At 41.7% G+C, this 14,623-nt stretch carries 14 protein-coding genes; all 14 read right to left on the reverse strand.

The features are described from left to right. The coding region (locus tag JKP34_RS16685; RefSeq protein ID WP_201923980.1) for an efflux RND transporter permease subunit at positions 1 to 1,633 on the reverse strand (1,633 nt) is incomplete at its 3' end. 329 nt (positions 1,634 to 1,962) lie between these two features. Then, the gene (locus tag JKP34_RS16690) at positions 1,963 to 2,283 is read right to left on the reverse strand and encodes a DUF6660 family protein (protein WP_201923982.1); all 321 of its coding nucleotides are present in this window, start codon (positions 2,281 to 2,283) and stop codon (positions 1,963 to 1,965) included. A gap of 108 nt (positions 2,284 to 2,391) precedes the next feature. Then, positions 2,392 to 2,601 (reverse strand): heavy-metal-associated domain-containing protein, encoded by a 210-nt coding sequence (locus tag JKP34_RS16695; protein ID WP_201923983.1) that lies wholly within the window; start codon positions 2,599 to 2,601, stop codon positions 2,392 to 2,394. A 33-nt stretch (positions 2,602 to 2,634) separates the two neighbouring features. Next, entirely contained in the window at positions 2,635 to 4,899 is a 2,265-nt protein-coding gene (locus JKP34_RS16700; protein ID WP_201923985.1) for a heavy metal translocating P-type ATPase, read from the reverse strand. Positions 4,900 to 5,037: 138 nt separating this feature from the next. Continuing rightward, the gene (locus tag JKP34_RS16705) at positions 5,038 to 5,604 is read right to left on the reverse strand and encodes a helix-turn-helix domain-containing protein (RefSeq protein ID WP_201923986.1); all 567 of its coding nucleotides are present in this window, start codon (positions 5,602 to 5,604) and stop codon (positions 5,038 to 5,040) included. Between the two features lie 24 nt (positions 5,605 to 5,628). Next, positions 5,629 to 7,635: a copper-translocating P-type ATPase gene (locus JKP34_RS16710; protein WP_201923987.1), complete on the reverse strand. Its 2,007-nt coding sequence runs from the start codon at positions 7,633 to 7,635 to the stop codon at positions 5,629 to 5,631. Beyond that, positions 7,636 to 8,841 carry a permease gene (locus JKP34_RS16715; protein ID WP_201923988.1) on the reverse strand — a complete coding sequence of 402 codons (1,206 nt, stop codon included), beginning with the start codon at positions 8,839 to 8,841 and terminating at the stop codon, positions 7,636 to 7,638. Positions 8,842 to 9,042: 201 nt separating this feature from the next. Then, entirely contained in the window at positions 9,043 to 9,261 is a 219-nt protein-coding gene (locus JKP34_RS16720; RefSeq protein WP_201923989.1) for a hypothetical protein, read from the reverse strand. 27 nt (positions 9,262 to 9,288) lie between these two features. Further along, positions 9,289 to 9,816, reverse strand: coding sequence for a hypothetical protein (locus tag JKP34_RS16725; RefSeq protein WP_201923990.1), 528 nt, complete (start codon positions 9,814 to 9,816; stop codon positions 9,289 to 9,291). 3 nt (positions 9,817 to 9,819) lie between these two features. Continuing rightward, the gene (locus JKP34_RS16730; RefSeq protein ID WP_201923994.1) at positions 9,820 to 11,514 is read right to left on the reverse strand and encodes a multicopper oxidase family protein; all 1,695 of its coding nucleotides are present in this window, start codon (positions 11,512 to 11,514) and stop codon (positions 9,820 to 9,822) included. 146 nt (positions 11,515 to 11,660) lie between these two features. Then, positions 11,661 to 12,572: a potassium channel family protein gene (locus tag JKP34_RS16735; protein WP_201923996.1), complete on the reverse strand. Its 912-nt coding sequence runs from the start codon at positions 12,570 to 12,572 to the stop codon at positions 11,661 to 11,663. Between the two features lie 40 nt (positions 12,573 to 12,612). Next, positions 12,613 to 12,825: a hypothetical protein gene (locus JKP34_RS16740; protein WP_201923998.1), complete on the reverse strand. Its 213-nt coding sequence runs from the start codon at positions 12,823 to 12,825 to the stop codon at positions 12,613 to 12,615. 39 nt (positions 12,826 to 12,864) lie between these two features. Then, complete coding sequence (locus tag JKP34_RS16745) at positions 12,865 to 14,175, reverse strand: APC family permease (protein WP_201924000.1); 1,311 nt, start codon at positions 14,173 to 14,175, stop codon at positions 12,865 to 12,867. A 28-nt stretch (positions 14,176 to 14,203) separates the two neighbouring features. After that, entirely contained in the window at positions 14,204 to 14,554 is a 351-nt protein-coding gene (locus JKP34_RS16750) for a rhodanese-like domain-containing protein (protein ID WP_236665046.1), read from the reverse strand. Between the last annotated feature and the right edge of the window lie 69 nt (positions 14,555 to 14,623).

The raw sequence follows: 14,623 nt of genomic DNA on the forward strand, positions 1-14,623 counted from the left end.
GGGCACCTTTCAGCAAGGGCATATAAGCCCATTGAATACCATCAATGATTTTATCACTTACTCTTTCCAACCAGCGTTCAAATCGGCCAAACCGGTTCTTTTTGTTTTGGATGGGCTTCATGAATAATGCTGACATCATTGGAACATAAGTCAGGCAAAGGAAGATAGCACCAATCATCGCGAACCCAAAGGTGTAGGCCATAGGCTGGAACATTTTACCTTCTACACCTGTAAGGAATAGAATCGGGGCAAATACAATAAGAATGATAATCTGTCCAAAAAATGCTGAACTCATCATCGTACTGCCGGCATCATAAGCCACCTCATCCATCACGCCCTGGTTGAACTTAATTTTTCCTGATCGGATGCGCTTCTGTATTTCGTACACTGTGCCTTCAATAATGATTACCGCACCATCTATAATAATTCCAAAGTCAATAGCCCCTAAGCTCATAAGGTTGGCCCAGACACCAAATTGCTTCATCAGAATGAAGGCAAAAAGAAGGGAAAGCGGAATAGTTGTGGCGGTGATAATACCACCGCGGATGCTACCCAATAGTATTACCAAGGCAAATATCACAATGAGGGCACCCTCTAGAAGGTTCGTTTTCACTGTACTGGTAGTTCTTTCGATCAGGGAACTACGGTCAAGAAATGGTTTTATTTCCAAGCCTTCTGGCAAAGACTTCTGCACTTTTTCCATTCGTTCCTGTACATTCTGAATGACAGAATTAGGATTGGCACCCTTGAGCATAAGCACCATACCCCCAACGGCTTCTTTACCATCCTGCGTAAAGGCTCCATAGCGTACTTGATTTCCGAAATGCACTGTCTCTGCCACATCACCAATCGTGACAGGAATGTTGTTTTCATTCCGTACCACTATATCCCGGATGTCGTCAAGCGAACGCACAAGACCTTCTCCACGAATGAAATTGGCCATGTTGTTCTTCTCTATATATGCACCTCCTGTATTTACATTATTGCGCTGAAGGGCTTCAAAAACTTCTGAGATGGATACATTCAGTGCGTTAAGTTTTTCAGGATTGATAGCTATTTCATATTGCTTTATTTTACCCCCGAAGGCATTGACATCTACCACACCATCTACCAGTGTCATCTGGCGTTTTACAATCCAGTCTTGAATGGTCCGCAGTTCTGTAGGGGTATAAACAGTATCATACCCAGGCTTTGGTTTTATGGTATATTGGTATATTTCTCCCAGACCTGTTGTAATGGGGCCCATAGAAGGGCTGCCGAACTTTTCAGGGATTTTGTCACGTACTTCGTTGAGTTTTTCCTGTACCAGTTGCCGGGGTTTGTATATCCCCATTTCGTCTTCAAATACGATAGTAACTACGGATAACCCAAAACGGGATACTGAACGGATTTCTGTAACGCCCGGCAGATTCCCCATGGCTAATTCCACCGGATAGGTGACGAACTGTTCTATATCTTCTGTGGCCAGATTTTGAGACACAGTCATCACCTGGACTTGGTTATTGGTAATGTCGGGTACAGAGCCCAGATTGACCGTGTACATGGAGTATATACCCACTCCAATGAGTGCCAGCGTAAGCAGGCCCACGATGAATTTATTCTTTATTGAAAAAGAAATGATTTTATTGATCATACGACTTTAAATTATTTGACATGGAAAATGAAAAAGTGAAGGAGCCTTACGATCATGGCTACCAATAGAATTGCGCTAATAAGCACAATGAAAAACCACTTCAGCACCAGTTTAAGCGTGATTTTCTTCCTTCTTCTTTTCCTTTTTTTCGTTTTGTTTTTATTCAATTTTTTCAACTTTCTGAATAAGATTGAACACAATGAGTTTTTGCCTTTGAGTACTAAAGGCTCATTAAAAGAAAATGCCTGACAGGGTAAGTAAAATGCTTACTGAGTCCTGATAAAAAGGACTTATCAACGGTGCATACTTATCCTGTAAGGCAAGAAGAATTATGATTTGGGGGGCTTGAGAAATCCAGAGATTTCAATGCTGTTGAAATCCTGAAAATAAGCAGTATAAATGGTAGGTAATTTTTCGGGATGGGTAAAGGCTATTCCCGAAGTAGATAAAAAATGCACGTGGCAGCAATGGCAAACGCAAAGCGGTGAGCAACCATCCCACCCCTGATTGTGGTCATGGTCATGATTATTATCCGCAGCGTTGACTACTGTAATACTTTCCTCGCTATCCTTAAGGGGAACGGTATCCACACAGGCCATTCCGGCAAGGATTATTAAGTAAAAGCTCAATATGTAGCACGCGATTTTCATTTTTGCAAATATACGTAATTACACAATGCAAAGGTATTGCAAAGTTAGATTGGACTACCAGGAAAAGTAGGACTTCTGAAACCCAATGGATATCCAGAAATCCTTACACTACACTGCCTCAGCATTAAAACCCGCTTTCTGTACCGTTTTCTTTACTTCTTCTTCAGTCAGATCAGAAGTTTCTACAGTAAGTATGCGGTCATCACTTTCAAGGTTGACATCCCATTTTTTTATGTTCTTTTCCTCGTTCAAGAAGGGAGTCACTTTTGAAAGGCATCCGCTACAATTGATATTGGTTTTGAATTTTAAAGTGTTCATTATTTAGTCTATTTAAAGTTTATAATTTGATTCTTAAATTTTAGCTGCTTTCAACCGCAGACTATTGGCTACTACCGATACCGAACTGAAGGCCATCGCCATGCCCGCAATCATCGGATCAAGTAAAAAGCCGTTTACCGGGTATAAAAGCCCGGCTGCTATCGGGATACCGATAATGTTGTAAATGAATGCCCAAAAGAGGTTCTGACGAATACCCAATACGGTTTTCTTAGATAGCTTAAGTGCTTTGGGTATGGACTGCAGGTCTGAAGTTATCAACGTCATCTTCGCCACATCCATTGCTATGTCAGAACCTTTGCCCATCGCAATACTCACATCGGCTTGTGCCAGAGCGTGTGAGTCGTTGATGCCATCTCCAACCATCGCCACAATTTTTCCTTTGACTTGTAGCCCTTTTACAAAATCTGCTTTGTCGGAAGGCAATACTTCTGCTTTAAACTCCTTAAGGCCTACCTGTTCGGCAACTGCATGGGCTGTTTGCTGATTATCACCGGTGAGCATGTACACGTTAATGTTTCTTTCCTGAAGGGTTTCAATAGCTTTTTTAGATGTTTCCTTAATCTTATCGGCAATTGCCAGCACAGCTAAAGCCTGATCTTGATTGGCAAAAAAGATGACTGTTTTAGCTTCCTCCCGAAGTGTTTTGGCTTTTTTGTCAAGTTGATTACTCACACTGATATTATGTTCGGCAAGCAATCTTTGGTTACCGATATAGAAGCTCGTGCCATTTTTATACTTTGCTTCAACCCCCCGCCCCGTAATGCTGTTAAACTGTGAAATGGTTGCAGATTTAATGCCTTCCTCTTTTAGCTTTTGAACCACCGCTTCTGCCAAAGGATGTTCCGATTGCGACTCCATGGCCAGTACCATGGGCTTGAGCTTTTCGGATTGCTCCTCATCTTCCCAAAAGATATCCGTAACGACCGGCTTCCCTTCGGTGATGGTGCCCGTTTTGTCTAAAACAACAGCATTTACCTGATATCCTAATTCCAGGCTTTCAGCGTCTTTGATCAGAATATTGTTTTCAGCGCCCTTTCCGACACCAACCATAATAGCCGTTGGGGTAGCTAGCCCCAAAGCACAGGGGCAGGCGATCACCAATACAGCTACCGAGGTAAGCAATGCATGCGTGAAGGCATCATCTCCACCTACCAACATCCAGGTAATAAAAGTCACGATGGAAATAACCATTACTATCGGCACGAATATTCCGGCTATCTTATCCACCAGCTTTTGAACCGGGGCTTTACTCCCCTGGGCTTCTTGCACCATTTTGATTATTTGGGCAAGTAAGGTATCCCCGGCTACTTTCTCAGCCGTAAAGCGAAAGCTACCTTTCTGGTTGACCGTCCCTGCAAACACTTTTTCACCTTTGCTTTTCTCCACCGGTATGGGTTCTCCTGTAATCATGCTTTCATCCACAAAAGAATTTCCCTCGGCCACTTCACCATCTACAGGTATCTTCTCCCCCGGACGAACCAAAATGGTATAACCCACCTCAACCGAGGCAATGGGCATTTCCACTTCCTCTCCATCCACAATCACTCTCAATGTTTTGGGCTGTAAACCCATTAGTTTTTTGATGGCAGAAGAGGTATTGGATTTCGCTTTTTCCTCCAATACTTTTCCCAGTGAGATGAAAGTGATGATTACGGTAGCCGCTTCATAATACACATGTGGATGTATGCCCCTATTGTGCCAAAACTCAGGAAATAAGGTATTGAACAAGCTGAAAATGAATGCAATCCCCGTACTCAGGGCCACCAACGTATCCATGTTGGCCTTCCCGTGCCTGGCTTGTTTATAGGCATTAATGAAAAAACTTCTGCCAAACCAGAATAAAACCGGAATGGTAAATGCCAGAGAAATCCATCTGCCCGGCACCCAGTCCATGTAGAACATGCCCTGAATGAATACCGGTAGCGTTAAGATAGCAGACCAAATGGTTCGTCTTTTTACTTCCTGATAATGCTTTTCCTGAAGCTCCTGCTGCGCTTCTGATGGGTTTTCAGCGTCAATAATCAAATCATAACCAACTGACTGTAGCGCCTTACGCAAATCCTCTGAGGTGAGTGAATCGTTATATTCTACTAATACCGAACTATTAGCGAAATTGACACTTGCCTTGGCCACACCTTCAGTATGGGTAAGGATGGACTCCACGCTGGAGGCACATGAGGCGCAAGTCATCCCCGTTACAGGAAAGGATTTTTTTAGTGTCTTGTCCATCTTTTGAGATGGTCTTCTTTTTGGTTCAATAATATCTATGGCTTCCATATATCATTTTTAATCTATATGTTCTGAGATGAACAATACAAAATTCGGAAGTGCAGAAGGAATAAGTACTATAGGATTTGCTTAAGGTTTTACAAAATTGTCAGTATGCCGAAGCATCTGGATTTGAATATTGAATAATTATATGTTATCCAATGTGTTTCTTTTTCTATCAACAGTACTTTTAAACTGAGAAGGTGTCATACCAGTGACTTTTTTAAATTGACTACTTAAATGTGCCGCACTGCTGTATCCTAACTGAAAGGCTATTTGGCTCAGTGTAAGTTCATCATAGATCAGCAATTCCTTAATGCGCTCAATTTTCTGGCGGATGATATATTGCTCAAGGGTGATGCTTTCTACCGAAGAAAAAAGCATGCCGAGATATTTATAGTCATAGTTGAGTTGGTCAGCGATCAAATCAGCCCATTTCACATCTAAAACATCCTGTGAATGATGAATCTTTTGAACAATCAAATTTTTCATCTGCTCTATCAGACGGCTTTTGCGATCATCTATAAGAGAAAATCCCACGGCTTCCAGTGCTTGATTTAACCTGCTTTTACCCTCATCCCCTAATCCTTCTTTGAGTTCAATCTTACCCAGCTCCACATTTTGAAAGGGTATCTCTAATTCTTCCATGAGTTGCTTAACCGCTGTTATACAGCGCGGGCAAACCATATTTTTAATATGAAATATTTGATTCATGTTATTAAAAACTTCAATTGCTTATTATTTGAATTTTAGTCTCAATAATTGCGCATTAGCCGCACATACAATCGTACTCAGGCTCATAAGTCCTGCACCTACAGCCGGATTGATCATGATACCTTGATAAAACAAAACACCGGCTGCTAATGGAATAGCCACCACGTTATAGCCAGTCGCCCAAATAAGATTCTGAACCATCTTCTTGTAGGTTGCTCTTCCGAATAAGATCAGGTTAGCAATATCAGATGGGCTGCTCTCGGTAAGAATGATGTCAGCAGTTTCTGCAGCTACATCTGTACCTGAGCCTACGGCAATGCCGATATCTGCTTTTGCCAATGCTGGAGCATCATTTACACCGTCTCCCGTCATGGCAACAAACTCATCCTCACTTTGAAGTTTCTCGATCAATTCTGACTTCTCATGAGGCAACACCTGGCTGTAGTAACCATCGAGCTTTAATTCGTCAGCTACTGCCTTGGCTGTTTGTTCATTATCTCCAGTGGCCATCAATACTTTGATGCCTTTTTCTTTCAGCGTTTCAATTGCGGATTTGCTCTCCTTTCTGATTTGATCTGCTAATGCAATGAAACCTATCAATTGACTTTCTTTAAGAATGAATACGACTGTCTCTGCTTTGTTTGAATTGGCTTCCTCAGGTAAGTCTATTTCTTCTTCTTCCAGATATCCGGGACTCACTATTTGATAAGTTGAGCCGTCAATTTTTGCACTCACCCCTTTGCCTTTGGTGGAGCCAAAATCAGAAATAGAAGGAAATTTGAGTTCACGCGATTTAGCCTCTTTTACAATCCCTTTGGCAATTGGATGTTCAGAACTTTGCTCAATGGCAGCCGCTTTGGAAAGCAAATCACCTTCCGGTTCATCCTCCAATGAGACAACTCTGTTCACTCCGAAATTTCCCTCTGTTAGTGTTCCTGTTTTATCAAAAACGATGACTGATATTTTTCGGCTGTTTTCAAAAGCGGTTCTATTTCTGATAAGTAAGCCATTCTTGGCAGATAGAGCAGTAGAAATCGCTACTACCAACGGGACGGCTAATCCTAATGCGTGAGGACAAGTAATAATCATCACCGTAACCATACGTTCAAGTGCAAAGTCCATGCCCTGCGAGCTAAAGAAAGCCCAGGCAATGAAGGTGACTACTCCAACTCCAATGGCGATGTAAGCTAACCATCCTGCAGCTGTGTTGGCGAGGTTTTGCGTTTTGGACTTGGTTTGTTGTGCTTCTTCTACCAGCTTAATAACCTTCTGTAAGTAACTATCCTCACCGGAAGATTTCACTTCCACTTTTATGGTACCATCACCGTTAATTGCACCACCAATAACTTCATCACCTTTTGATTTTTCAACAGGCTTGCTTTCTCCCGTTAAGGCACTTTCGTTTAAATCACTGCTCCCTTCAACAATTTTTCCGTCAGCTGGTACTTTTTCTCCAGATTTGATAAGGATGATATCACCCTTCTTGAGTTCACTGATTTTGACATCATGAATATTATCACCATCTACTTTATGTGCCTCTGATGGCATCAGCTCTGCAAGCTTCTCTAGTGCTTTAGAGGCTCCCATGATAGAACGCATCTCTAGCCAATGCCCTAAGAGCATAATGTCAATCAGAGTGACCAACTCCCAATAAAATACTTTACCCTCCAGACCGAAAACAACTGCGGTGCTGTAAGCCCATGCGACTGTAATTGCAATGGCAATCAATGTCATCATACCCGGACCACCTTCAGAGAGTTCCTTTTTTAGACCTTTAAGAAATGGCCAGCCTCCATAGATAAATATGAAGGTAGCCAACCCAGCAGCTACATTGCCCATTCCAGGAAAGCTGAATGAAAAGCCCAGGAATCCCTGGATCATTTCAGAAAAAGCCAGCACAGGAATAGATAGCACAGTATTGATATAAAACCGCTTCTTAAAATCCTCGATCATCTGGGCATGGTGGTCGTGGTGACCGCTTGAGTGATCAGCATGATCTTGATGATGTTCTTTGTGTTCGTGATGTTCCATTTATAGTAAGTAGATTAATGCTCCAATAACCAATATCAGCACAAATAAGTATACAACGACTCTCTTGAAAGAAATACCGCCACCTCCGTGATCATGATCATGGCCTCCATCGGTTTCCATCTTCTTTGTCCTGAAATTGAAGTATAGCATGAGTGCAGTAAATGCAGCGAATACGATGTTAAAATAGAAAGTGTAATCAATCTTGAATTGCGTCACTTCTTTTACTTTCCGGCTGCCCTCGGGTAATACGCCTAATAGATCAAAGCTATAATTGAGGATCAATGCCGTAATGACGATGCTTACATACATCACACCGGCAATGTAAAGGGCTATGCGGGTGCCATAATATTTTCTATTCATATTGACCAATGGTGGCACCATCAGGTCGGAATAAATAAAGCCCATTAATCCGGCAAACAAAATTCCATTTTCATTGAGCACCGTAGCAAGGGGTATATTTCCCATGGACCCTATGAACGTAGCTGCCGCCACAAATGGAGCGACCAATGCGTTTTCTAAACGAATAACAAATTCCGGCAATTGCCCTTGCATTCCGTTTAAAAAGATCGCCTCCCAGAAAGACTGAGGGACTAATACGGAAACGAATCCTGCTATGGTAAAGCCTATAAGAATATCCTCCCATGCCATTTTCCATTCCATCACAAATTTCTTCCCGACTAAAAACCAGCCTTCTTTAGACTTAATTCTTTTTCTCCAATCAAAATCCTCTTCCTCGGTAGAATCTTCCTCCACTTTCTCCCTGGCAGCTTTAATCCATTTTTTAGGATAAGTAAGCTTGATAATAAGTCCACTAATAGTTATCAAAATCAAACCACCTATTACTTCAGCTACTATAAATTGCCAACCCAGGAATATAAAAATCAAAATTCCTAATTCTATGACCAGATTAGTGGAAGCAAACATAAACGCCACTGTACTTATGAAGTGTGCCCCTTTCTGAAATAGTGCCCTTGCCGCTGACAAAGCAGCAAAAGAGCAGGATGAGGAAATAGAACCGAAGAATGTGGATAATGAAACGCTCTTCACACTACTTTCGCCCATATACCTGCTGAGTTTCTTTTTGGGAACAAATGCTTGAATTATCCCACTGACCAAATAACCGAGCACAAAGGCCCAGCCTGATTTCCAGAAAAACCCCAAGGCGGTTTTAGAGGATTCTCCCCATAGATCTAATATATCATTCATATTTGCAATGATTTAATTGTTTTTTTGAGGTTATACAAAATAGCCTTTAGCTAGGCAGTTTTTCTCTTCGTGGTAAACCAGTTGTAATAATTTAAGCAGCTCAAAACCTTTCATTACGAGTATTTTTCTAGGTTTCCTCATATTTTCATAGGGTTAAATACATAGTATAATAAAAATTGTTTTGCAATAAAAATTTTCATGTTATCCTTCATTTTTATAGCGCTTGTAAAACTGAAATCCTTTGTAGATTTTAAAACACCCTGCCGCAATTAGAATTAGCGCAACAATATGATATATAAGCATTTCAATTTCACCCAAATACAGCAGTACTTCAATTAAACCAGCTAAAAAATACCACATCACGGCATAGCCGAATGCTCCTTTTATTTTGTTCAGTTTTGCTTGTTTTTCGTGCTTCATAATTGTGTCTACAAAATAATAAAATTGCTACCCATTTCTTATTTTCTTTCTGCTTATGGCAAATATGATCAACGGTAAAACAGAAAATTGCAAGACCGGTGAAACACCTACTTCAATGAGAGGGAGCATTGGCATCGCATCGGCATATGACCAGTCTCCTCGCCATGTATGCCACAACTCCGCCAAAATAGCACCTAGAAAACCAACAAGGATTAATAGTAAAGCTCTGGTTAATTTTAAACGGCTAATCCAATAAACGTTTCTATATATAAGGCCAAATAAGAAGAGCAGTACGAGCACCATGAGCATATCTGCTATGGAGGCCAATGCACAAAAAGAAACATGCTCAAAATCGTATTGAAAATTCTTATATAAAGGTCCCTGCGCTACCTCCCAAACAAAATTTAGTATAAAGGCTACAATAGCTGTGTAAACGATGAAATACCGATATTTACCCTTATCTGCTACCTTCCTAAAAAAATGGATATATAACGTAATAATCACCAATAGGGTAATAACCGGCACAACGAAAATACCAAAGCTTAGATCATCCATTGCTTATACGATTTTAAAATTCCGCATCATGCCCATATCCTCATGCTCAAGGTTGTGGCAGTGGTATACAAACAAGCCCTTAAAGTCTTTGAACTGCATGATGATTTTGGCTTTCATCCCGGGCATCAGTAAAACGGTATCGTGCCAGCCTTCATCTACAAAACCATCTTTTATAGCATCCCATAATTCGGGATCCACATTAGCGACATCTCTTTCTATAATATTGAACTGTACCTGGTGAATATGGATCGGATGAGGCATCTGCATCATATTGCCCATCATTCCCTGGTTGTTCATCATATCATTTTCACCGCCCATCATGCCGCCATCGCCCATCATTCCGTGACCATCCATCATGCCTCCACCATTATCATCATTACCCATCATACCTCCGCCATTGATCAGTTCCCAAACTTCGGTGCTTCCGAGCTTTACGGTCTCTTCATCAGCTACTTCGGTGGTTTCCCAGGTACGTCCGTTGATCGTCCACTCCATGTGTCCCATAGCGAAGGTAAATTGTCGCGGGGCGTTTAGATTTCTAGCTGTTGAGGGATCAATGTAATCCGGCTTGGCTAATTGCCGTTGTAAGGTATGATCATTAGACCCTGAACTCTTGGCAAGTACGGTAAACACAGGATATTCATTACCCTGTGGCAGATCGCTTTCAGCACCTTGCATCATACCTCCATCACCCATCATGCCACCAGACATTATCTCCAGTGGGAAGGACGCGTTTTTCATGGTCAATTCGGTGCCTTCAGGTTTGTCGGTTAGATCCAGCCAAACATCCACTCTTTTTGCCGGGCCGAGCATGAGATAGGGTAATTCTTTGGGGGTACTTAGCAAGCTTCCGTCAATGCCAAAAACAGTCACTGGGCTACCGTCTTCCCAGGCCAGTTTGTAGATCCGTGAGTTTGAGCCGTTCAGTAACCTCAACCTGTATTTGCAGCCCGCTTTCAGGTTTAACCTTTGTTCAGGACTGCCATTGATCAATATCCGGTTTCCTAAAAAACCTGTCATGCGGTCCATCTGGCCATTGTTCAAATAAACGAGTTGATTGTTTTCATCAAAAGTGCGATCCTGAATTACGACCGGCAGATCATACTCCCCTTGCGGTAAGTTAAGTTGTTGTTCTTCCTCATCGGTAACCAGTAAAAGGCCTGCCAGTCCATTATACACCTGCGGTCCGGTGCGGCCATGCGGATGGGGATGGAACCAATAGGTACCAGCCCGGTTCATTACTTCATATTCGTAGATGTAGGTTTCTCCGCTATTAATTACGTCCTGTGGGTGACCATCGTACCGTTCCGGCACATGCATACCATGCCAGTGAACAATACTCTCTTCCGGCAAGTCATTTTGGAAGCGAATACGGACCTTCTGTCCTTTACTTACTTTGATGACCGGCCCCAGATAAGTCCCTTCTAGGGTTTGAAGCGCCTCCTTGTTGCCCTTAATTAATTTCCCCTCATACGCCCACACCTTTGTTTTTGAACCGGATAAAATGGATAAGTCACGCTGTACCGCTTTCAGTTCCAAATCAATATCGGGCTGAAAATCCTTGCCGAGTTCAGGCTTTGCTGTAGTGGAAGATTGACTGTCGCAGGAAGAAAAGAAAGGCCATATCATGGTTACCGCAGCACTTGCTCCAGCCTTTGCCAAAAATTTTCTTCTGTTTATTCTGAAAGGTTCTTTCATATCTCTTTAGGTTTAAATTATTTCCGTATCTGCTTTACCAACCAGACAATTAAAAGTACTAATACTACCAGCAACAGCCCCCAAAAGAGCCACATCCAGACACCACCGTGCATACCAAAATTTGTTCCGTGATCCATCATAATTTTTCATGTTATTTCGTTTTGTGTGAGGTTCCAACCGTCACTTTTCAATAAGTTGTGAAGTTGCTCTTTGCGCAATTCGCCTGAGTTCACTCCTTCAGTTTCGTTATCTCTTTGAACCCTGGGAATAAAAGCCTCACTCATTGTGTTCAAATAGCTATCAATAGCCTGAATGAGTGGTTTTAATTTATGTGGCCGATGAGCATGGTTATTTTGAATTAAGACAATCACTTCATTTAACTCCCATAAGCCAAAAGAAAAGGAAGCTTTTTTATCCATACTGAAAAAGTAATGCACCACAGGATATGCCAAATGATTCTGATTATGGCGGTTGATCATACTTCTAAGATCCGCTTCATTTTCATATAAGCAGTTCATTCTATCTTCGTCTTCATCAAGCACTGTCATATCGGTAATAAAAAGGGCGAGTGATCTCTTATGAATAACGGCTGACGACACAGAGATAAGATAGGTCATGGCAGTAGTAATGAAGATAAACCCTGAAAATGAAAAAATGGCTATTACTATTTGCCAGCGAGAAGATCCCGGTACAAAATCACCATTTCCCATAGTAGAAAGTATATAACCGCTGTAGTAAAATTTATCTGACATATCAGCGGCAGTTCCAGTAGAAGCTGTAACAACAGAGAGCTCATCGGACAGTATCAATAGATAAAACCCTAACCATAAGCCCCCAATCCACCAAATAATAAGTGATAGTATAATGGACACTCCGGAATATTTAAGAACTCTTCTTGTTTTTAACGCATAATTCATTTTTAAAAATACCGTTGAAATCAAGGCAGATAATCTGGAGGAAATCGAACCTGCTCCATTGATGGATATGACCGTAAAGAAAAAGTCATATCCTATCGTAAATAGCAATAAAACAGAAACTAGAAATAACGGCCAGTGCATTTATCTATTAATTTAAGACTTAGAAGGATAGCTCAGTTACTTATCGGTTTATCTTTTTGTATTGTGTAATTCCAATATAAAATTTATACACAGCCGCTATACCTGCTGGTACAGCCACGATATGGTAAAATATACCTTCAAAACCCTTGGCGTAAGATATGCCTTCGATCAACGCCACCACAAAAAGCCACATAATACCATATCCGATCTCCCCCTGGACTTTATTTTTTTTCGCATTTAATTCGTAATTCATTTCTATTGTCTTAATGGTGTTAAAATTCTTTAAGGATCACTATTCATCTTCCCCTGATTCACGTCTTGTTTTCAAAAACCAATGTTCAGCAATGAAGATGAGCGCCATCAATACCACCGATACAATCACCACTAACACATCACTTGTTCCTTTCACCCAGAGAAACGCTCCCAACACTATTACATCAAGAATGATAGCGGTGATTACGATACCGGCTTTGGCTTTTACTTCCTTGCGCAGATGTCTGAGCACACCCCAATGTATACCAATATCCATCACCAGGTAAAATATAGCTCCCAGGGAAGCTATTCTGCTGAGGTCGAAGAATACCGTTAAGATGATGGCAATAACTACTGTATAAACCAGCATGTGCTTTTGAATGCCCCCAGGCATACCAAAATGGCTGTGCGGTATCAGTTTCATGTCTGTAAGCATGGCAGTCATCCGGGAAACGGCAAAGATGCTGGCGATAATCCCAGATACTGTTGCTATTATGGCAATACCTACCGTAAACCATAACCCATATTTACCGAAAGCAGGGCGTGAAGCTTCGGCCAGGGCATAATCTTTTGCCTCTATGATTTTAGGTATTGACAAGTTCACTGACACTGCTAATGATACCAGCAGGTAAATTACCAGGCAAATAGCTAACGAGATAATAATTGCCCGACCTACATTTTTATGCGGATTGGTGATCTCGCCTCCGCTGTTAGTTATTGTCGTGAACCCCTTGAAGGCCAGAATGGATAGTGCAAAAGCACCTAAATAGCTGGCGATGGAATAGTTTTCAGCTTGTGGCTGAGGTAGAGCTTGTTCAAGTGAGAAGCCTGTGGCCCACAGTCCTCCAATTGCAAAAATGGTGATGCCTCCAATCTTAATAATCGCCAAGATCAGCGAAGACTTGCCTATAAAATTATTCCCGGAGATGTTGACAAGAAAGGCTATGATAAGCAAAACTACCCCAAGCAAAGGAACAAGGTAGCTGTTATCAGCCACGTCAAACAACTGTAAGGTATAGGTGCCGAATGTCCTGGCTACCAGGCTTTCGTTGATGATCATGGAAAAAGCCATGAGCAGTGAGGCAGCAGCAGTCATGGTTCCCTTGCCGTAAGCTTTCTTCAGGATCATGGCTATGCCTCCAGCTGAAGGATATTTATTCGAGACTTTAATATAGGAATAGGCGCTGAAACCCGATATGACGGCTCCTACTAAAAATGCTACCGGGAACAAGGCTCCTGATAGTTCTGCTACCTGGCCTAGCAGGGCAAATATTCCGGCACCTATCATAACGCCTGTACCTAATGCTACCGCACCAGTTAGGCTAAGGCTGTTTTCTTTATATTGTGTCATTGTAAAATTTAAACTCTTTTAATGAAGATTATTTTTCTTGAAGGTTTCCTTGTACAGGCAACCCCAAGGTTATCCAGTCATGCATACCTCCTCGGTAGTATAATAATCTGTCAGCCGGATAGCCCGCGTCTAAAAGATTTTTAATAGCTGTTTGCGATTGTGGACATTGCGGGCCGTTACAAAAAAATATGCTGGGATGATCTTTATCTAATTCATCTATTCTTTCCGCCACCTCATCATAAGGAATATTCTTTGAACCGGGGATGCTAATACTATCGGTAGTGTCCGGTTTTCTTGCATCAATAATTGGCAATTTCATTTTTTGATGGTAGTGTACTTTTAGTTCGCCTACGGTAATTACGCCATCTGAGACCTGCATAGGCTGGATGCTCCCCACGTGGTATCGACCTCCACTGTACCGGATTCAGATTTTACTTTGTAAGGGATC

The sequence above is a fragment of the Marivirga atlantica genome (assembly GCF_016734805.1).
Lineage (GTDB): Bacteria > Bacteroidota > Bacteroidia > Cytophagales > Cyclobacteriaceae > Marivirga > Marivirga atlantica.